Source organism: Pseudoalteromonas sp. SR44-5 (assembly GCF_014163675.1).
In the GTDB taxonomy this organism is placed as follows: domain Bacteria; phylum Pseudomonadota; class Gammaproteobacteria; order Enterobacterales; family Alteromonadaceae; genus Pseudoalteromonas; species Pseudoalteromonas rhizosphaerae.
The window spans coordinates 228,736-249,398 of record NZ_JACJDT010000001.1; the positions used below are offsets into that span (position 1 = coordinate 228,736).

At 38.0% G+C, this 20,663-nt stretch carries 21 protein-coding genes, 1 other RNA gene and 1 pseudogene; 9 read left to right on the forward strand and 14 right to left on the reverse strand.

The window, feature by feature from the left end; all coding sequences use genetic code 11:
• The first annotated feature begins 355 nt into the window (after positions 1–355).
• A complete protein-coding gene (locus tag H5154_RS00960; protein WP_145237168.1) occupies positions 356–1,258 on the forward strand; it encodes a DMT family transporter in 903 nt (300 codons plus the stop codon).
• A 40-nt stretch (positions 1,259–1,298) separates the two neighbouring features.
• On the opposite strand, the gene H5154_RS00965 is transcribed toward H5154_RS00960, so the two are convergent.
• Positions 1,299–2,177, reverse strand: a complete 879-nt coding sequence (locus H5154_RS00965) for an OmpA family protein (protein WP_145237165.1) — start codon at positions 2,175–2,177, stop codon at positions 1,299–1,301.
• 217 nt (positions 2,178–2,394) lie between these two features.
• Here H5154_RS00965 and rnt point away from each other — a divergent pair, with 217 nt between their 5' ends.
• The gene (gene rnt, locus H5154_RS00970; RefSeq protein WP_182717135.1) at positions 2,395–3,090 is read left to right on the forward strand and encodes a ribonuclease T; all 696 of its coding nucleotides are present in this window, start codon (positions 2,395–2,397) and stop codon (positions 3,088–3,090) included.
• Here the strand turns inward: rnt and H5154_RS00975 are convergent.
• Positions 3,074–4,707 (reverse strand): annotated as a pseudogene (locus tag H5154_RS00975) (DUF342 domain-containing protein). The gene rnt and the pseudogene H5154_RS00975 overlap by 17 nt on opposite strands.
• 305 nt (positions 4,708–5,012) lie before the next feature.
• Between H5154_RS00975 and ssrA the strand changes: the two are divergent.
• Both ssrA and H5154_RS00985 read left to right on the forward strand, forming a co-directional pair.
• Positions 5,013–5,369, forward strand: a transfer-messenger RNA (tmRNA) gene (gene ssrA / locus H5154_RS00980).
• Positions 5,370–5,482: 113 nt separating this feature from the next.
• Positions 5,483–6,148 (forward strand): hypothetical protein, encoded by a 666-nt coding sequence (locus H5154_RS00985; RefSeq protein ID WP_182717096.1) that lies wholly within the window; start codon positions 5,483–5,485, stop codon positions 6,146–6,148.
• A gap of 310 nt (positions 6,149–6,458) precedes the next feature.
• Here the strand turns inward: H5154_RS00985 and H5154_RS00990 are convergent, their stop codons facing one another.
• From H5154_RS00990 to H5154_RS01025, 9 genes are all read right to left on the reverse strand, one after another.
• Positions 6,459–7,688, reverse strand: coding sequence for a hypothetical protein (locus tag H5154_RS00990; protein ID WP_182717097.1), 1,230 nt, complete (start codon positions 7,686–7,688; stop codon positions 6,459–6,461).
• Complete coding sequence (locus H5154_RS00995) at positions 7,669–8,721, reverse strand: zonular occludens toxin domain-containing protein (protein ID WP_182717098.1); 1,053 nt, start codon at positions 8,719–8,721, stop codon at positions 7,669–7,671. Before H5154_RS00995 ends, H5154_RS00990 begins: the two co-directional genes overlap by 20 nt.
• A 2-nt stretch (positions 8,722–8,723) precedes the next feature.
• A complete protein-coding gene (locus H5154_RS01000; protein ID WP_138608247.1) occupies positions 8,724–9,095 on the reverse strand; it encodes a DUF5455 family protein in 372 nt (123 codons plus the stop codon).
• Between the two features lie 12 nt (positions 9,096–9,107).
• Positions 9,108–10,601: a hypothetical protein gene (locus tag H5154_RS01005; RefSeq protein ID WP_182717099.1), complete on the reverse strand. Its 1,494-nt coding sequence runs from the start codon at positions 10,599–10,601 to the stop codon at positions 9,108–9,110.
• A 279-nt stretch (positions 10,602–10,880) separates the two neighbouring features.
• On the reverse strand, positions 10,881–11,117 hold the full coding sequence (locus tag H5154_RS01010) for a major coat protein (protein ID WP_182717100.1): 237 nt from the start codon (positions 11,115–11,117) through the stop codon (positions 10,881–10,883).
• Positions 11,118–11,214: 97 nt separating this feature from the next.
• The gene (locus H5154_RS24150; RefSeq protein ID WP_220493342.1) at positions 11,215–11,340 is read right to left on the reverse strand and encodes a tail virion protein G7P-2; all 126 of its coding nucleotides are present in this window, start codon (positions 11,338–11,340) and stop codon (positions 11,215–11,217) included.
• 5 nt (positions 11,341–11,345) lie between these two features.
• Entirely contained in the window at positions 11,346–11,669 is a 324-nt protein-coding gene (locus H5154_RS01015) for a hypothetical protein (RefSeq protein ID WP_138608243.1), read from the reverse strand.
• A 99-nt stretch (positions 11,670–11,768) separates the two neighbouring features.
• Positions 11,769–13,760: a replication endonuclease gene (locus H5154_RS01020; RefSeq protein WP_182717101.1), complete on the reverse strand. Its 1,992-nt coding sequence runs from the start codon at positions 13,758–13,760 to the stop codon at positions 11,769–11,771.
• A 2-nt stretch (positions 13,761–13,762) separates the two neighbouring features.
• On the reverse strand, positions 13,763–14,017 hold the full coding sequence (locus H5154_RS01025) for a DNA-binding protein (protein ID WP_182717102.1): 255 nt from the start codon (positions 14,015–14,017) through the stop codon (positions 13,763–13,765).
• Between the two features lie 106 nt (positions 14,018–14,123).
• Between H5154_RS01025 and H5154_RS01030 the strand changes: the two genes are divergently transcribed.
• Positions 14,124–14,480 (forward strand): hypothetical protein, encoded by a 357-nt coding sequence (locus H5154_RS01030; protein ID WP_182717103.1) that lies wholly within the window; start codon positions 14,124–14,126, stop codon positions 14,478–14,480.
• A 258-nt stretch (positions 14,481–14,738) separates the two neighbouring features.
• Here H5154_RS01030 and H5154_RS01035 read toward each other — a convergent pair whose 3' ends face one another.
• Entirely contained in the window at positions 14,739–14,990 is a 252-nt protein-coding gene (locus H5154_RS01035) for a hypothetical protein (protein WP_138608235.1), read from the reverse strand.
• 412 nt (positions 14,991–15,402) lie between these two features.
• Between H5154_RS01035 and H5154_RS01040 the strand changes: the two genes are divergently transcribed.
• Entirely contained in the window at positions 15,403–16,401 is a 999-nt protein-coding gene (locus H5154_RS01040) for a tyrosine-type recombinase/integrase (RefSeq protein WP_182717104.1), read from the forward strand.
• Positions 16,402–16,433: 32 nt separating this feature from the next.
• Here H5154_RS01040 and H5154_RS01045 read toward each other — a convergent pair whose 3' ends face one another.
• Both H5154_RS01045 and H5154_RS01050 read right to left on the reverse strand, forming a co-directional pair.
• The gene (locus H5154_RS01045; protein ID WP_182717105.1) at positions 16,434–16,571 is read right to left on the reverse strand and encodes a hypothetical protein; all 138 of its coding nucleotides are present in this window, start codon (positions 16,569–16,571) and stop codon (positions 16,434–16,436) included.
• A 22-nt stretch (positions 16,572–16,593) separates the two neighbouring features.
• Entirely contained in the window at positions 16,594–16,929 is a 336-nt protein-coding gene (locus tag H5154_RS01050; RefSeq protein ID WP_182717106.1) for a hypothetical protein, read from the reverse strand.
• Positions 16,930–17,672: 743 nt separating this feature from the next.
• On the opposite strand from H5154_RS01050, the gene H5154_RS01055 reads away from it, so the two are divergent.
• The 3 genes from H5154_RS01055 (at position 17,673) to H5154_RS01065 (ending at position 20,511) form a co-directional block, all read left to right on the forward strand.
• Entirely contained in the window at positions 17,673–18,866 is a 1,194-nt protein-coding gene (locus tag H5154_RS01055) for an integrase domain-containing protein (RefSeq protein ID WP_182717107.1), read from the forward strand.
• 393 nt (positions 18,867–19,259) lie between these two features.
• A complete protein-coding gene (locus tag H5154_RS01060; RefSeq protein WP_182717108.1) occupies positions 19,260–19,472 on the forward strand; it encodes an AlpA family transcriptional regulator in 213 nt (70 codons plus the stop codon).
• Positions 19,465–20,511: a replication initiation factor domain-containing protein gene (locus H5154_RS01065; RefSeq protein ID WP_182717109.1), complete on the forward strand. Its 1,047-nt coding sequence runs from the start codon at positions 19,465–19,467 to the stop codon at positions 20,509–20,511. The genes H5154_RS01060 and H5154_RS01065 overlap by 8 nt, the downstream gene beginning before the upstream one ends.
• Positions 20,512–20,663: the final 152 nt, after the last annotated feature.

A 20,663-nucleotide genomic window follows, 5' to 3' on the forward strand; every position in this document is an offset into this window, starting at 1 on the left:
AAGATATAACTAGTTGGCACAAACTTAAATAGTTTTGTTACAAATCAAAGAAATTAAATGTAACTTATGATTTACAAGCCATCATTGTGAAGTCAGTTTTTGGTATAAAAACCACTCTAGCAGTTGACTTATTAACCAGTTCTGCTATTTCTATAAATTCAATTTATTATTAAGAATACTATTTACATGCAACAAGTTAACCGAGCCCTAACCATGCGCCCATGGCTGAATCTATCAGTTGTGCGCCCATTGCTGCGCTGCGGTTAAGTTGTTTTTTACTAACCGCGATTTCAAAGCGGTTAGTGCTGTATCTCCTTCCTCTTTGTTATCGCCACTTTGCTAAAAGGATCCGCTTGTGAGCGTTAAAGCATCATATTTTTTAATGGTCTTAATTTGGTCAACAACGCCTTTGGGAATTGTTTGGAGCAGTGAGTCTGTTACACCAACGCTCGCGGTATTGTTACGGATGTCGATAGGATTAGTGCTGGCTGCATTAGTTGTGGCGATTGCTAATATTCGTGTCCCTTGGCACCGTCGTGCGTGTTTTTTGTATGGTTATTCGAGTATCGGCATATATGGTGGCATGCTGTTGAGTTATATGGCAGCTAAAACAGTTCCATCAGGGCTGATATCATTAATGTTTGGTCTGGCACCAATTTTATCTGGTTTATTAGCACAGCGATTACTCAACGAGCCAAAATTCAGCGTTGTTAAACTAATTGCGTTAGCATTTGCGCTATTGGGGTTATTTTTGGTAAGTGAAAAACACATGCAAGGCTCATTGATGCAAATGCAGGGTTTAGCTTACGTATTTATGGCTGTGTGCTTTTTTAGTTTAAGTGGGGTGATGATCAAGCGAATAAAAATTGCTATTCATCCAATGGCGACCACATTTGGTGCATTAGTATTTGTTACGCCCTTATTTTTTATTACTTGGTGGTTGTTCGATGGTGAGCTCAATACGAGTACGTGGACAGTAAAATCACTGTGGTCAATTGTGTATTTGGGCGTGTTTGGCTCATTGGTTGGTTCGCTTGCTTATTTTCATGTGTTACAAAAATTACCAGCTAGTACCGTGGCGCTAACCACCTTGATCACACCAAGCTTTGCGATTGGCTTAGGGGGCTGGTTAAATAATGAAGCAATTGATCAACAATTACTTATTGGCGCTGCCATCATATTACTGAGCTTAGCGGTGTTTCAGTTTGGTGATGGTTGGTTGAAAAAAAGAGCCACGTTTAAAAAGCTTAACCCTTAACAACAGTCGTCATGTAGCTAAAAGGCATTACTTCTTTTAGCTACATTTTCTCAATTTGTATCACTAAGCGGCGGTTTTTATCGCGGCCCAAAATATTATCGTTAGTCGCTACGTGACGTTTTTCACCAAAGCCTTGCGTTTCAACTTTAGTTTCATCAATTCCTAGGCTCACCATATATTCTTTGATCGCTTGAGCTCGTTTTTTAGACAGCTCTAAGTTGTTCCAACGACCACCGTAGCTATCTGTGTATGAGTCAATCGAAATAGCCGCAATCGTCGTATCGTACTTTAAATACTCAGCAATTTTATCTAAACGTTGTTTTGATGATTTAGTAAGTTTACTGGTATTTGGTTGATAATTCATAATCGTGAAGGAAATATCTTCAAAGCTGTATGGCAGTAATTCATCGCGGCATTGTAAAAATGCCCAATAGGCTTGTTTAAAATTAATGTTCGATAAGCCAACGGCAATTTTATCGGCACTATTTTGCCAGTCTTGGTAATAAAAAGTAGGTTGGTAGCCTTTTTCAAGCTCGGTCAACATTTCCCATGCCGTTTTGTTACCCAGTTCGCCGTCAAATTTTCGTAGTAATTTCATGTCAGCAATATCACGTGCTGGTAAACCTGCTCGCCAGATTGGCGGGACTGCTTTTAAACCAGCAATACTGTAATTGTCAGGACGGACAACCATATCCAAGTTAAATAGCAGGTCTTTATTTTTGCTCGCGGTAGCGCTGAAAATAGCTTCGCCATAATATGGAACTTCATGATTTAATTGGCATTGTAAGCGAGTTGTTTTTACAACTTCCCATTGTGAGTTATCTGCCGTGGCTGTGTACTGGCGCATTGCAGCGCTGGCCGTATCTGAAAGGCATGCAGTTGCAATGCTTAGACTGATAAACAGCATTGAAAGCTTCATTACGGGATCTCCAACAATTTATTACGCCAATATCTTGGCAAAAGCTGCATTTACAGAGGCTAACAGTCATCAAAGTGTCGTTAGCTAGCTCTAGTTCTAGTTAAGTAAAGCAAGTTATATGCCTAAATGTAAGTGTTAATTTAATCTGTAAAGCGCTAGCCTAGCCACTATGATTTTTGACATAATAGCCAGCTTACTCTGGCAAACCAAGAATACTATGGCAAATACTGAACAAACTCTTTTCGCAAAACGCTTTCGTGGCTTTTTCCCGGTGGTTATTGATGTTGAAACTGCAGGCTTTAATAAAGTAACCGATGCACTGTTAGAAATTGCGGTGTCAGTATTAAAAATGGATGATGAAGGCCTACTCAGTATTGATCATACTGTGCATTTTCATGTTGAGCCATTTGAAGGCGCAAACATTGAACAAGCCGCTATTGATTTTAATGGTATTGATCCTTTCTCGCCATTACGTGGCGCAGTATCTGAAGAGGAAGCGATCAAAGAAATTTGTAAAGTGGTACGTAAAGCTCAAAAAGCAGCGGGGTGTCAGCGTTCTGTGGTTGTTGCTCATAATGCGGCGTTCGACCATGGTTTTTTAAATGCAGCAATAGAACGTAATAATATTAAGCGTACGCCATTTCATCCGTTTGTTAGTTTTGACACAACCTCATTAGCGGGTTTGGCACTTGGTCAAACGGTACTTGCTAAAGCATGTCGTGCAGCTGGCATTGAATTTGACAACAAACAGGCTCATTCAGCATTATATGACACCGAACGTACGGCAGAGCTATATTGTTTGATAGTTAATCGTTGGCAACAGCTGGGTGGCTGGCCTTTAGCTGAAGAAGTGCCAGAAGATGCAGAGCAAGCTGGTCATAACGAAGACTCAGCCGTTAAAACGACTGAGTAATTTTACCTTCGCTCATTTTAACTAAGTGGGGCGGATAAATACGCGAAAATTGTTTTGAATCTTTTGCGATTTTTAGCTCCACACCGGGATGCATTAACTCATTAATTTTTAAACGGCTAGTAGCTAAAAGCTGAGCTATTTTTTGTTTTACTAAATGTTTTTTACGTTTGGTGTTGGCAATACGAATATTAATTTGTTGCTCGCTGGCACTAATTTTTTCTAAAAATAATTGTCGTTTTGCTGGTGCTGGAATTTTAACTGCTTTTTTACGTGCTTGCTTTAATGCTGCGGATTTAGTGGCTAACAGTTTTTCAAAATCGGCAATTTGCAATTGTTTTTGTCTCAAGTCATGCCAATACTGCGCGATGAAAACTCGCGTTTTTGTGCCCGATGGGGCACCTAGCTCTCCGGTTTCAATTCGCATGGCATCTAAAATATTGCCGCCAATAATTTTACCGCGCGGATTATTTGCTTTACCAACGCGGATCAACCGCCGAGCACTCAAGTCACAATGTAATGCTTGTCGTTCAATAAAGAGATCGTGTTCGCTATGAATATGGCAATACTGGGCATAGCCAATTGAAATAGTCCGAGCGGCTTTAATTTTGCAAGTAAACGCTTCGTCATTTTCACGCTTACGACCAATTGCACCAAGCATAATTGTGACCGCACTGGCACTTTCGATCTGGCCTGATTCAACAAATCCCAATACCGTGATATCACCACTGGCACGCACGTGCATACCATCTTTTATATCGCCACTGATAATTACGCTGCCGTCAAAATCAACATGACCGGTGCCAATATCAACATTATCAAAACACAACACGTCATCAACGCGCATACCACGAGGGAGGGCGACAGGCACACCTTTACAATCTGCAATCAGTACATTGGGATTAGTTGGATCGAGTTTAGTGCCTTCAAATGGTTGCAATGGTAGATCTTTACCTGGTATGGCGGGCAGCACATCACCAAATACCGTATAACCATCTTCCCCAGGAGTTGCAGCAACACGCTGCATTAGAGGAGTGCCCGGTTTTACAGTGATGATCGCGCCTAAATTGCGCATATCGACCTTACCACCTTCTTTTGCTTGTGGACTCAATACACGATCTTGTGCTGTAGCGCACAAACGTACAAACGTACAAATTTAGCGTCGCTGCCTTCTTTTGGTCTACGACCATGAGCAACAATCGCTCTATAGGAAACACCCGCAGGCTTGTCAAATTGCTGACCTAAAAAATTGTCCAGTGCACGAGTGCTAATGCCATGTAATACGCCAGCATTAACGAGTGCTTCGCGAGCCTTGTCAATCGACATTAAGGCCCCACCTTTAGCCGTGGTTAATGTGGCTTCAGCGACCATATTTTTTTCATCAACTTGAATGAATATCGACGCATCGAGTGCACGAGCAACAATTAAAGAATCATCCTGATAGTTTTTGCTCGGTGAGAATAACTTACCAATATTTGCACTGACTATAGCAAAATCAGCAAACGGAGACTGTTCGATTAACTCAATAAGTTGCGAACTTGTCACTGGGAAACCGCTATTTTTAGGGTGCTCAAGCAGTGACACAAAACCCGTTACAGGGTTATGTATAAACAACGACATTTATTAATTTCCTATGTAATATGCCTGTTTTTATTATTTTGGATGTAGATGTTTTTTATTTATATGCCGCTCGGCTAAAACCCATAGTCAGGCATTTTCAAAGTAGCAGACCATTTGAACATAACTTTCAAATATTGTTAAGTAAATGTTACTGCTTTGCTTGTTCTAGGAGAGAATAGTAACATTTTGTTGCGTGTTTAATCCGCAACTACATAGCAATATAAAATAAAGCATAAAAGGGCCTTGAGTATCAGCGCGTTACTCGGTTATACTGGCTGCACGCTCTGAATGAGTTTACTAATTCAGGGGCTGATTAGGATTCGACGGAATTCAAGAAGCCCAAGGTGCATGTCGAGGTGCGGTTTGCCTCGTTAAAAAGCCGCAACTTAAAGTAATCGCAAACGACGATAACTACTCTCTAGCAGCTTAGGCTAGCTAGCGCTCCTTCCATGTATTCTTGTGGACTGGATTTTGGAGTGTCACCCTAACACCTGATCGCGACGGAAACCCTGGCCGGGGTTGAAGCGCTAAAACTAAGCGGCCTCGCCTTTACTTACCGTGTTTGTCCGGGACTTAAAGGTTAATTAAATGACAATACTAAACATGTAGTACCGACGGTCGAGGCTTTTCGGACGGGGGTTCAAATCCCCCCAGCTCCACCACTTTAAAGTGATACAAAACAGCCAGTTAGAGCATTATGCTTTAACTGGCTTTTTTATTTCTATTGAACTTGTCCACTTAGTGCCCACATCGACTTTGCTTAAGGAAGGAACTTATGGAAAAGATCCAAAAATTCATATTAATTTCCACAGTAATTGGGATGGTATTGTCACTTCTATACTTATTTGGTTTCTGGCAGGCATTTAATATAAATATACTGAATTATATTACCTTAGCTGATGTATTGAAGTATGGACTTTACCCAATTTCTACGTTTGTTGTGCTTGTTCTCTTAATTTATGTACCATTAGTTATTATTGAGGGAGCATTTCCTCATAAAGAGGATGAAAATTCTCCTGAGATTGACTACAGAAAAATTAGAGTTTGGTCAGGGTTGCTTTTGGTGTTCTTCGTTATACTTGTTGCTTTATTTATTAATGGCTGCATAAAATTTATGACAATAACTATGTTGTTACCGTTTGGGGTAACTCTGATTCTCATGAATTTACCTTTGTTCAAGAAAAACTTCCCATATGCACTTTATCGATTTTGTATAATTTCTATAAGCTTAGTTCTAGTTTTTAATTCCTTTCCGATGGGAAATAATGTTGCGGAGATAAGGAAAAATAAAAACCAGCAGCTTAAAATAGATGGTGAAATATCAAAATACACCTACATTGATGTCACGGATAAGTATTTATTTCTTTGGAACAAAGAAACTAACTCAGTTAAAGTCATGAAATTAGAAAATATCTCTAGTTTTGAGTTTAGCGTCGATTAAATTTCTAAACCAAATTATATACCTCTTTTATGCCCCAGCACCGCAAGCGGCGCTAGAGCATAAAAAAGGTATATAAGAGAACGGTTTATCAAAGGGGAGCGCGCTGCGCTCGGCGTATGTGCCTAGGTAAAGTATTGGGCGCTTCGCGGCTGCGGCCATTTTAGATTGAATATAAATTTAATATTTATGTGTGGCCTACATGCGTAAACGCATAAGGTGCAATCTAAACTATGGTTTTAGGCCAGGATAATAAGTAGGTTTTGCAATCATTTTTGCTTTGCCGGTTGCAATCCTGGCTGTGTTTTTGCAATCAAAAAAGTTGCACTTTAATCATAACAGTTAGCTCTCTTTGAACTTTATTAATGGTTTCAGTTTTAAAAAGGCTACCTATAAATGGCACATCTTTTAAAACTGGTACTCCTTTTTGGCTTTTTCTACTTTCTTCGCTTACTAGCCCACCTAAAACGATAGTTTGGCCATTAAATACAGAAACAGTTGTTTGTATTGAACGTTGGTTTGTAATTATATCACTTGCAAAAGTTGAGTCTGTAACGCTTGATGACTCTTGGTTGATTTTTAATATTACGCTGCCATTTTCGAGTACATGAGGGATAACGCTCAGTGAGACACCTACGTTTTGACGTTCAATTCTTGTTGAAACTCTACCGCCATCGGTCGTGTCTTGAGCAATTAAAAAAGGTACGTTTTGTCCAACAGATATAGCACCACGCTCTCTATCCATAACAAGGAGTGTAGGTGTAGATAAAATTTTAGTGTGTTTTTCGGTTGATATAGCACTAATTACAGCGCGTAAATCACCACCTGATGAATAGACCGCAGAGCCTCCAGTTAAAGGTTGGGTGGACGTTAAAGCGCCTAGAAGGTTTGATGTTAAGGTGAAGCCTGTATTTTTTAGTGCTGTTGATAAGTCTATACCAATAGATGAACCATCCCCTGCATCAGTTTCCATAATAACGGCTTCTATTAAAACCTGTCTGATATTTTTGTCTAGGGCGCTTCTTAGGTTTGCTAGATTTTCATGAGCCTCAGGAGTCGTAATTACAAGTAATGAATTTGAATTTGGAAGAGGGGTTACGCTTGGTATTTGAAATTTTACATCATCAACTTTTTCCATAAACTTCTTGTCTGATTCAGGTGTTTCAATTGCTTGTTTAAATAAAGGAAGCAGCTTGTCGTTTTGTATATGAGTAAAGCTATACACTCTAGACTGAAGAGCGCCAACAGTTATGATTTGACTTTCATCGCTTTCAACACGGATATAATCGCCGTAATTTAAAACGATTAAGTTATTCGATTTACAAATTTGCTCTAGTAATAAAATAACGTCCATATTACTTAATTTAGGTATATGTGCAGTTACCAATGTTTGACTTGCTGATTGAGAAACAATAATAGACTTTCCAGTAGCATCTGATACCCAAGATGTTAGATCTGTTATCGGTGCATTCTTTAATTGAAAAGCAGTTTCAGAGAAGCTTGAAAAGGATATAAATAGTAGGCTAACAAAAAATATTTTCATTAGAATCTCCTTTGTTTAATTGAATATTACAAGGAGTAACTACATTGATTTTATAACCTTTAGCGACTAAAAACTCTGAGGTTATGGCATTGCCACTGGAAGTTTGAATTATAAAATTAGTAGCATTAGGTAATTCACTAAAAGATGTGATTTTATAATCTTTAAAATTAATTTTTGTATCAATAATTGATGGTTTGGAGATATCTGGCATTACTGTTTCAGGTTGTGAAAAATAAATGTAGAGCATCGGTAAAAGTGCGCCTAAGAATAATAATTTGGTTTTAGAGTGCTTTTTTAAATAAACTTTTGTAAGGCGCATAATATTCCTTGCTGTCATAGGTAGTTGATAGCGTCCATGTGTGTAATAGCTTGGTAAAACTGAATATGTTCCATGTTCGTAGTCAGGTGTAAAAATTTGCTTAGTGTCATAGCAACTATAAAGCCTTATACCGACTGTAACCCACTTATCAACAGTTAAAGAAGTTGGCAAAGTACCGTATTTAACTATTCCGAAATGGATTTTTGGTAGGGGTAACTTTGAGCCTGTCAAAACTTTAAATAAGCCGCCTATAAAGGGAATATTTAGCTTGTCTGTCCGCCTGCAATGAACAACCAACTCACCTAGCGCTTCTCTTGCTTGCTTATCTACAAGGCTTATATTTTGTATTAGAAAATCAATATCCCAACCTTTTTTACGAGCATGTAAAAACCAGTTAATAATATCCTGTCGTGATTTATCGTTCCATGTGCGAGAGTTAAACCAAGTACCGCATTCATCAAGAACGATAAGGCCATTTTTTGATTCATCGTATGAGCGGTTGCCAATTCCGATCGTTTCAAAATCAAATAATTCAGGCTTATCTGGTAGCCTATAAAGACGCGTGTTTTTTTTATCGCGACCTATCATGTTCACAAGGTTTATATTTAGATTCGTAGCAACTGGAAGACCTTTTTCAAGTCTTTCTTTGATTCTATTTACTGAGTTTAGTGATTTTCCAGCGCCTAACTTACCTGTAATAAAGTGTACGGGCATAATTATTTACCTCTTCCAAATGATTCGATGAAGTACACTTTCCAAACCCAAACATAGCGAATTGCATGTGCGCTGATTAAAGCTGCAACACATAAGGCTGCATTATCAGGTATTACTAAAGATGCAGCATGTACAAGGTAATCAGGGGCTACTAATGAGATACCGAGCATTAATGATTTTATGGCTGCAAAAGCTGCTACTGTTAATGCGACAAGAGCGGTAATGATAGTCAACTGCATTGCTAATTTGGTTGTCATCCACTTTGCGAAAAATGCAACTAATTGACCAAATATACCAGCCAGAAATGCGACTAGTGCAGGAAGGCGCATAAGGTTTGCTGCACCCGCGATTATTGGTAGTAAAAATACTGGCATTTTATCTCCTAATTAAAAGAAACTTGTTTGTGTTTGTACACTACGAGGAGTGATACCCGACATCAAAATAGTTACTAATTTTAAAATCGTATATAGACCAAGCAGCCATCCAAAAAGTGATTTGAATTTGTCTGAGAACTCACACGTAATAAAGTATTGTTTGCCATCACGTTCATATAAAAGTAAAGGTATGCAGGTACTTGCAGAGGGTAAGAATGAAGTGAAATAGTTCATAAATTCAGATAATGCAGACTCATTCATTTCAGCGCCTAAAGGTGAACCATCTTTAATTTCGTTAATTTGAGTTTCAAAATAATTAGTGTACTCAGACATTAAACCATCGAAGAATCCATCCACTTCATTTAATGTATTCTCTATTTGCTCGGACGTTAAACCGTGCGGTGTCTCACAATGGTTATTTTCAGGTGTAGGTTCACACTCAGCAGGGCATGAGTTGGTTTCAGAGGGGATACACTTTTGGGTATTTTCTTCTATTCTTGCAAGTATCGCATTAGTTTGGTCAAGCTTAGAGTTAGTATCATCCACGTTGAAATTGAGGGCTGTGGTCTGATTTGCAATGGCATTAACTATGTTGTCAGATTGGCTTTGTGTACTTGCCTGTAAGTTTTGTATATCTCGGGAAACCGTAAAAATAGCATCTCTATTTAAAGCAGCATTTGAGTCATTAGTTTGTTTGAGCTGGTCTATTGAAAGGTTAATACTAGAAGTTTGATTTTCAATATTATCAATTATTGCTGATTTTAAGCTTTCAGATGAATCTTGTACTTGAGTTTTAATATCACCTATAGCACCGCTTAAGCGTTCAGAAGATGCTTTTTCTTGATCTTTAAAATCCCTTATAACTTGAATTAATTGCGAATCATCATAACCAGAATCGGGCGGAGTAACAGGGTCGGGGTCAACTGGGTCCGGTTCTATTGGGTCGGGCTCAACAGGCTCAGTTGAACAAATTTCTGTAGCAAGCTTATAGGAGCCATCGGAGCATTGTTGTAAATCAGGTCTATCACAATTTGGGTAGCCCAATAAATCAGGTGGGAATCCATCAGGGCAGTTTTCAACGGGAGCAGTCCCGCAAAGTGTTGGGTCTATAACCTCGCATAACTCAGTTGATAGGTTAAACGAGTAATTAGTGGGGCAGTTTTTGTTTCTACTATATTTATAACCACAAGCTCGTTGTTGTGTATCACCATTTGCAGGTAAACGCTCATATGTCCATATTCTAAAATCCCCAAAACTGCTAGGACAAGACTCTAAAAGGCTCCAATAGGCTTCTACCACTTGAAAGCGAGCAGAATAGTCGTTTGTAGGCTTAAAGATAACAATACTATCAGCTGAATATGCTTGATAAAAAAAATCAAAATCGGGAAGTGTTATTTGTGGGTTATCTACAGGCTCGGCAGTTGCAGGGCATTGTTCATTTGAAGAAGCGAATAAAGTTAATGTTAGGCTGATAAACAAAGTTATTTTAATTACTATTTTTTTCAATTTAATAACCAAGTGTAATTTTGTGCATTTTCAAAAACAGAGAAACAAAAAGCATGGGGACAAAATGTGATAAAATGAACAATGAAAGGTCCAAGTGGATATTTGGGTAAGTTAACTGTTGAATTAAAAAGAGATAGGCACTGCAGGAAATTGCAAGACAGAAGTAAATCGCATATAAGATGAATATAAAAAATGATTCGATAGGATCCATGATAATTCCTTTTTAGAAAAAATAAGACCAACAGTTTGCTGGTCTTATAGTTGATGTAATAATTAGAATTAAGTAGCGTGATTAGAAAAGCGTTTAAATAATTTAATTAAAATGAAACCACCAACAATCACTGGAACTACAGTCCATGCTAATGTTTCAAGCTCATTGATTTGAGTTAAAAAATTAGTGAATGCTGTAGTAATACCGGGTGGTAACGCTGATTCAGCAAAAGCTGAACTTGATACCAGTAATGAACTTACAATCCCAGCTTTGACAAGCTTGTTTTTTAAAATATGTTTTTTCATGATGTAGAAACCTCAATCATCCTTTCAAAGTACTTAGGTAAAGCGCCAAATACCCAACCTAGGGCAAAAGCACCGATAAAATAAGAAGACAAAGTAATCACCTTTGACCCCCTTTAATTGCGCCTAGGCCAAAACAAATAGCCAAGGTTGCGCAAAAGATCGCGTCATAGATAAGACGCATATTCAGTATTAACTCGTTAAATTGCTCAGGGCTAATTTCCATGACAATCAGCCTTTTGGTTGCTCTGTATCAGCAATCGAATTAAGTCGGAAGCCTTTCCATTCCATCTGGCGGGCTACGTTAGCGCCTTCGTAGTATTCAAGGTTTAATAAGACTGGTTTTAAGCCCCAGCCACTAGGGTCTGATTGCAGCTTTTCTAGTTGCTTATAAACACCACTTTCAACTTGGTCAGGCGTTACCTTTACACTCCAAATGCTTGCAGGGCTTTTTGTATGAAATTTAAATTCACCAGCCACAGGCAAGGGAACACCTTTGTCATCCGTTTTGTTTACGATTTTTAAATCTGTAATTGCACCTTCGATGCTAGCCATAGTTATTGCTCCTTTGAGTAGTCTTCTATTAATTGTTTCTGTGAAGTTATTAAATCTATAATTCGCTGCTGATGATCCATAAATTGCCTCAGGTTACACTTAATGACACAAGTCCAAGGGCGCGACTTCGTCGCTTGAGACATTAGAAGCCAAAGCTTCGTAGTCCATGAACAAGCACATGTTTTGGTAGTCTTCGATTGCACAAGATTCTAGGAACTGCATATCTTCTTCACTAGGTGCAAATAAACGCCCGTCATCGTGCCAACCTTGTATTTGTTCTGATACACCGCACATGATTTTTCGCTGTGCTTTAAGGTCAGTTTCAGTGAGTATTTGAGTAGTTCCACGGCGAGTGATTACTACAACAGCATCCCACGCAACGCCTAAAATCCGGTTAGCTGGCTGGTCTCCATATTTTGTAGTGAAGTAAGGTGACTTCGATTCTGAGCGACTAATTTCACCTGTAATACGGTCTACAATGTCGGGAATTTGGTAATGAATGCGTAGGGTTTGTTCTTTACGCTTAACCTGTACTCCGCCCATCGCTAAACAAAAGGCCTTCCAATCAGATGAGTCAGCTGCATGACGCACTTTTTCTAATGCGTATTTCGAAACAGTATCTAGTGTTGTATTCATTGCGTTTGCAACCTCACATTTGCCAGTATCACCTTGGCCTAATCGTCTAAGTTCACGCCAAAGAGTGACCGAAGGGCCGCCAATTTGCTGAAAACGCCTAATATCAAACGTGCTCGCCCAAGTAGATGCGCGTTCTGCGGCATCCGCTGGAAGTATTTTCATTTCACCCGCTTGCGAGCAAATCACTTTGTCTATGCTGTCACCAGTCACAGCTTTAGTAATGTATTTAGCTATGTAACCAGCAGCAGAGCCTTTACTTTTGATAATTCTAATAGGTTTAAAGCGAGTTCTACTGGTTCTAAATTCTGTCGGAGTATCTTCCGTGCATAGTTTTCTCAAAATTGCGCGAACTTGTATTGCATCGCCTTTTTCCATGAATAAAAGCATGTGCCAGTGTGGGCAACCGTCATGATGTGGTTCAACAACACGGAATCCATAAGGGCGTAAATTTTGTTTTGAGAATAAAGCGCGGGCACGTTTCCAAATACCATTAAAATAGTCTTGAGCTTGTTGTGGTGTTGAGCCGTCATATTTATTGTTGGGTATACCAGTGTGATGTACTGAGTGATAACGGCTAGGTGCAGACAATGTATAAAACTCACCGCGATGACCATGCATGTCTGCTAGTTCTTCAAAACCACGAATTCGCACCATTAATTCGGCTGCTTGCTGTTTTCCAGCTGTATGAGAACGCTCAATAATTGATTGCAGTGTTTCAAATTCATCAAATGGGTTTGCATCATTTGGAACAACAAATAAGTTAGACATTAATTCAGCTGATTTACGCTTTCTGTCTCTACGACTTTGAATAGTAGGTTGTGAAACATAAGCACTTGCTTTTTTATGGACAAGTCGAAAATCACGAGCTAATTGCTCTATGGTGAATGCTTGGGTTTTGCGTAATTTACGGCGCCAAAAAATTGGGTCAGCAAATCTGTTTAATACACCTTTAAGTGAGTCAGCGGCTAAGTAAGTACAAAAAGGGGAGGCTAATTCAGGTGGTTGTATATCAAAAGAGGTTAAGTATTCAGAAAGTAATTTATAAATAGATAATTGATAACCGTGCTTACTAATTTTTAATTCACAGTAACGCGCTTTTTGCTCAGAAATTTCTATTAATTCATCATCAGAGCAAGATAAATTTATATGCCCATATTTGAAATTACCAATGGTTAAAACCTTATCGGCTGCTTTTAAACGTTTATTTGCCTCTGCTAAATCGTTAAATTTTTCAGCAAGGAAATACCCAGTACTCAGCATGTGTGCAAGGTTTGAATGACGTTCAAAAATGCGATTGCGCCAAGCTTCAAAATTAAAAAAACGTTCTTTCATTGGCTTTGAAACATTTTCAAATATATCTTTGGCAGCACATGAAGGGCGCAACCCAGCAGTTAGATTAATAGCTGTATTTAACGGAAATATTTCAGAGTATTGTTCAGTTGATAGGGTAGCCATTTTTAAACCTGCTTATCAGAAGTTAAAGCCATATCAATATTTGCGGCTTTGGCTGCTTCGGCATAAAGCGCAATCATGTTGATATATTTTTTTACTCTTGCAGGGTTTTCATTTGGTGAGCAAGGAGGGGTATAGACGGGTAATTTCCCAGCAAAGACCGCACTAGCAACACATTGAACCGTTAAGCCCTGTAAGCGTGCATATTCTTGATATGTCAAAATAGGGGCTGGAATAGATAAAATTAATTGGTTGCTCATGCTATATTATCTTTAAGAGAGTTAATTCAATGAAAAATAGCGTAAACCCATTTTATATATCGGTCAAACGGTTTTTTGTATGGGTTTTGGTTTGTAGGTATCCAAAATGCAAAAAGATTCTAAAGAAGTGTTTGAAACTATTAGGGTTCTATATGGTTTTAAAAACTTAACTGAGTTATCAATTTATTTTGAAAAAAATGGTAACTGGGCCGCGCAAATGGCAAAAAAGGGATCAATTCCATTTCCTCAGTGTGTTCAGGCCTCGATAGAAAAACAAATTTCAATGGATTGGCTATTGTTTAGTGAAAGTAAACCTGTATTTGATAGAAAGGCGTTGATTAACGAGGTTAAAGAGGGATTGTATGAAAGTCATGAACTTGGAATACTGCCTGAACTAAATGAAGATCGGCTAGTTACTACATCAGCGATAATTGTCAAAAGAATAGAAAAAATGCAGCATTAAAGCTGCATTTTAGTCATTGTCTAACAACAGTTTGAAATAAAACCTTGTCATCTTTTGTCTGTTTTAATCCGCCTGTTTTAATGTACGCAACTATTGTCACCTGATTGCAATCAACACCTGAACAAATAGTAACTTCTGAAATATAAGTGATTAAGTCATCAATATTTGGAGGCTTTAATCGGAGTGATTTCCTGTAAGAGTTTTCCTTAGTCCTGAAATTTAAAAGGTTGCAAGCAGGACAAATAAATGTGTTTGTACTCACGATAATTTTAACTCAGGGATATGATTTTCAGTTTCACATCTTTCTAGATATAAAGATAATCGCGAGTCCCACTTTTGCTTTTCATCAAAGCGTTCATTTAATGGCAGTTGCTTTATATTTTTGTACTGCACTAGCAGTTCGTTAGCAAGCTCTTCTAATGGTTTATTACTATCAGAGTCTATAGGGGCGAAAATGAATGGTAGCAAAAGTGAACCATACATTGCATATACCCAATATTCAGGAGGCATAATATTTCCTTTATTTATCAGAGTTAGAGTTTAGTTTTTATCAAAATTAAATTTACTTGAAGCAAAAGCAACAGAAACTAAGTTCAGCAACTTGAAAAATAAGTAATGCCCAATAGAAGTCGGGAGCATGGAGCTATGGGCAGATAAGCCGACAACATTAAAATAGTATAAATATCATTCTAAAGCAAAGTTTTTTGACCCGTGGTAATTATGTTGTTAAATTAGCTTTGTTAGAAATACAGACAACGCTTTTAAACTTACCTAGAGTTTAAAGTAAATATTTGTTGTTGACTTTTTAGGTATACGGATATATTTTTAATGGGCAAACAACAAACGATTTTCGCTTTGTGCTTCCAACACAAAACGAATGAAAGCCGCTTTTTAGCGGTTTTTTTATGCCTTGAGAAAAGTTATGACAATCAAAAAAGTTGATGGTGGTTACAAAGTTGATATTCGTCCTTGGGGTGCTGATGGCCGTAGGATTAGAAAGGTTTTTCCTACACGTGGCGAGGCGCAACGATTTGTAAATCATACTATTGCTGAGGCGGAGGATAAGCCTTGGAAGCAAGAGAAAATTGATAGTCGTTACTTATCTGATTTAGTCCAGCTTTGGTACAAAGTTCATGGTCAAACTTATGCTTCACCGCAGCGGGCTTTAGCTAAATTAGAAATGATTTGTGAAGCGTTGAACAACCCAATTGCTATGAATTTACAGGCTAAAGATTTTGTTAAATGGCGTGGTGTACGTATGTCGGGTGAAACACCAATAAGCCCGAAAACAGCTAATAATGACCTTGTATTAATTAAGAGTATGTTCAATAAGTTAATTGAAGTAGGGGAGTTAAAATATCCGAATCCTCTTGCTGAAATTAAGCCTTTCAAACTACAACAAACTGAGCTTTCATTTTTGATGGAAGACGAAATAATTACTTTGCTTAATGAATTAAAGCGATCAACTAACCCGCATATCTTAATCGTTTCTAAAATCTGTTTGGCAACAGGTTGCAGGATAAGTGAAGCGTGTAATTTAAAAGGTTCTCAAGTTATCAAATCAGGCGACAGTTATCGCATCACCTTCATTAATACCAAGGGCAAAAAGAACCGAACTGTACCAATTAGTGAAAAGCTGTTTAATGAGATCCCTAAAAAGTCAGGGCCACTATTCGCAGATTGTAGAAAAGCCTTCGAAAGGGCGGTAAATAAAACTGACATTAACTTACCAAAGGGGCAGTGCAGCCATGTTCTACGGCATACTTTTGCGAGTCATTTTATGATGAACGGAGGTAATATTTTAGTGTTACAGCAGATACTTGGTCATGCAAAGATTGAGCAAACAATGGTTTACGCGCACTTTGCACCAAGTCATTTAGAAGATGCTATTAAATTTGGGCCAAAGGTGAGTTTAATTTAGGTATAAAAAAAGGCGCTCAATGCGCCTCTTCATTATGCTGCTTCTAGCAGAGCTTCTTTTTGAGAAAACGTCTCAAAATCAGTGTGCCCCACGCTGCTCGCGATTTCATTTAGAGCACCTTCGATAACATCTAGTATTTCCATTACTTCTGCAAATGTTTTGTTACTCATAATATCACCTTTAATTAAGCCGTTAAGGCTTGTTGTTACAAATTATTTCATCTAAATGAGCCATGCAATCAACAAGGATTTGATCGTCTCTCTCGATAATTGCTTTAGCTATTTCACCCATGACTCTCATAATTTCCTGTGCAACTACCATACCATCGTGAGCTTCATTCTCTAGAATAGTGGCTGCTAGGTCACAGTATTTATGTAAAATTTCGAATGACGGATTAATATCATCTAATTTAGGAAAAGGTAAGTGCAATACACTTTTTGCAAATGTAGCAAGACCTAATATCTTGATATATACCGATTCAGCATTAACATCTTCTAATTTTAAGACGTTATTTCCTTTTTTAGTCATTTCTTTCCTTTCAGATTGCGCGAATTATACGCTTTATCAATCTGTATGTATAGCGTTCAAAAAATAATATATTATTGATTTTTATTTTTATGTAACTGCTTGTTATTGTTTGGTTATACATTTTTTTATGCATAAAGTTTACGTTAAAAGTACTTATTAAACGGTAGAATGTATGTAGGATATCTCTGAAAGTTGCGTGAGATATATCTTACAGGCTGAGTGGGTTTACACCATGGCCTGTATTAAGTAGCTATATCAAGTCTTTATGCTTTAGTTTAACTATAGCAGGATGCAGCTTACTGTTCAAGTTTCAACCAATAGTGAAAAATGTTCGGTAATTTTTACAAATAACTAGAAAATTTGAAATGGTCCATATAATGTCCAAACTCATGAAATAACACAGCAGTCAGTGAAATAACACGAAATGCTAACTTTTTGATTTTAATGTAACTTGTTGTTTTTATAGGTAGCCTATAACAATCGAGGCTTTTCGGACGGGGGTTCAAATCCCCCCAGCTCCACCAATATAGTGTTCGGCAAGTGCCGAATACGTTCAAAAAGCCCTTAACTTTTAATGAGTTAAGGGCTTTTTTGTTTCTAAATGGTTCGAAGATGTATGGTACTATTCGGAACACTAAGTACCATTGCAAGTACCATAAACCGCTGAGAATAAACTTGTGGTACCAAAAAGCATTTTTACTATAAATTTCAGTTGATTGTAGCTAAGTTTAAGAAGGTAACTAATGGCAAAATTGATCAAACCTCTCAGCGACACCCAATTAAAGCGCGCAAAGGCAAAAGATAAGGATTATGAACTTGCAGATGGCAACGGTCTTTATTTAAGAATACGCGTCTCAGGTAATAAATCTTGGATATTCCGTTACTATCGCCCCTACACTAAAAAGCGTAACAATATGGTTTTGGGTGCATATCCTACAACCACACTTCAAGAAGCCAGAGTATTAAGGGAGCAAGCGCGTGCGCTCCTTGCAAAAAGCATTGATCCGAAAGAACAAGCCGAGCAAGAAAAAACTGATGTACTTAACGAAACTCAAAATACATTTAAATATGTTTCTGAGCAATGGTTTGATGTAAAGCGTGCATCAGTCAGTGAAGGATATGCTGAAGATATTTGGCGTTCGTTTGAAAATCACTTATTTCCGCAATTAGCAAACAGACCGATTAATACATTAACAGCGCCCATGGTCATCGCTGTAATGAAACCACTTGCATCGAAAGGTGTGCTTGAACAAATTAGACGATTAAGTCAACGAGTGAATGAAGTCATGACCTATGCTGTTAACGTGGGCTTGATCCAATCAAACCCGTTGGCAGGTATTCGCAGTGCATTTCAATCACCAAAACGAACTCACATGAGTACGATTGAGCCAGAAAGATTGCCTGAATTAATGACAATGCTAAATCGTGCAAGTATAAAATATACAACACGCTGTTTGATTGAATGGCAGTTACACACTATGTGCCGACCCATGGAAGCAGCAGCTGCTAAATGGTCTGAAATCAATTTTGATGACGGGTTATGGATAATCCCTGCCGAGCGGATGAAAATGCGAAAAGAGCACAAAGTACCTTTGACTAAACAAACGCTTCATTTACTGGAATTAATGAAACCAGTTAGTGGCCACAGAGAGTATATTTTTCCTGCTGATAGAAATCCTCGAAGTCATACAAATTCGCAAACAGCTAATGCGGCAATAAAAAGGATGGGGCTTGAAGGTGCGCTGGTGGCCCATGGTATGCGTGCGCTTGCTAGCACCATTTTAAATGAGCAAGGGTTTGATCCAGACTTAATAGAAACTGCTTTAGCACACATAGAAAAAAACGAAGTCAGACGCGCTTATAACCGTGCACAGTATATCGACCGCAGACGAGAAATGATGGACTGGTGGAGCGAACACATAGCAAAAGCGAGTTAATAGTTAGCTCAGATGGAACAAATCTGAGCGAGTAAAACCCCTTAAATCATGCCATATAATCAAGGCTATCTTTTGACAAAAAAGAGGCCTTGAACATCCTACTTATACCTCATTATTATCAATAGTAATTGTTTAGCCTACGTTTAAATAAATCTCCATGTAAATCCACGGTTTGTATGAAGCATTCCACCTTTTGTTATTAGTTTTTTAAAATCAATTGCTTGCATTTTTATTTTTATGTCGTAGAAGTGGCTTTTCGATTTGTTCAATTTTAAAAAAGTCTGAGCCTAGCAGCTAGGCTCGATTCTCAGACTTTTAATTTTTCTATTTAATGGCTCTCGAACTGATGCGATCACACTCGATCGAATCGAAATAAAAAATAGAGAAATTGAAATGAATAAAAATCATATCGAACAGCAAACACCAAGTATTGACCGTTTTGTTAGAGAAAAAGAATGCCAGCATATTACAGGGCTATCACGTACATCACGTTATGAGATGGAGCAGGCGGGTACGTTTCCAAAGCGAATTCAATTAAATAAAAGAACGACAGCATGGCGATTATCCGACCTCTTAAACTGGATGGAGGCATGCATTAATGGATAATAAGATCATAAAAGGGGCATTAACACCGACAGATAATACTAATAAAGTAAGTAAAAACAATACACTTACAGGGTCTCATAAAGAGTCATTAATAAAGACAGATTGTCTTTTTTTAGTAAACAATAATATTAAAACACGAATTGATTATGTAACTATTAATTTAGTACTTGTTTGTAAGGACCAATTTGATGAGGTTATGCAAAAGCTCAAAGACTGGCTAAAGTCATTATTGATTAAAGTCAGTCAGTTTAAGCCTAAGCTAAAACACTTTGATGATGGACAATTACTCAACAGTTATGATGTGGTTAAACAAAATTGCGGTGCAATTAAATGGTCTAACAATAAAACAAGTATTCGATTGGAGCTAACAGGTTTTGCATGTGAGTTAATCAATTTAGACGACCGCTATTTTTTCCCGCTATTACAACTCGATAAGTTTGCTAAGTTGGATATTAGGCGAATTGATTTAGCGCTCGATGATTTAAGCGGTAAATACAACATACGTCATGTTCAAAAGTCGTTTAGTAAAGGTGACTACTCGCCTAAGTCCGGTACTGTGCCGACTCGAAGGGATCTTAAATCAAACGAAGGAAGAACAATTTACATAGGTGCCAATAGCTCTCATAAAAAGATGGTAATTTATGAAAAGGGTAAGCAACTCAAGCTACCTGCAGATGAACCTTTTTATAAAAATTGGACGCGTCACGAATTACGTTTACAAGGTAAGCGGGCTCAACCGATACCGCTTGATATATTTACAGCACCAGACAGCTATTTTGTTGCAGCATACCCCAAGGCATATAGTCGTATGCTCAAGAGTGTTGAGCCAAGAGCGATTGTTCGAGAAGTCAAAACACGTTGTAAAGTTACGCTTGATAAGCGGCTTTTACACTTACGTAACCAGTATGGGCCGACAGTTATGTTTGCAAAGCAAACAATGACAGAGACGGAAATTATAAGCTCCGTTGCTCGATGTAGTAAAAGTAATCAACCATCGTTACCAATTGCACTACTTCAAGAATCAAAGACTGTTTTTTAGCCGTTTTTTTGCTGATAAATGTTAGATCCTCGTTAGATTGGCGTTTTGTTCATGCCTGTTAGAGCCCTTGTGTATAAAGGGCTCAGAGGTGATTTATGACAATCTTATAGATAGAGTTTGCCATTTTTGTATATTTAAGGTGTTTTAAGGGG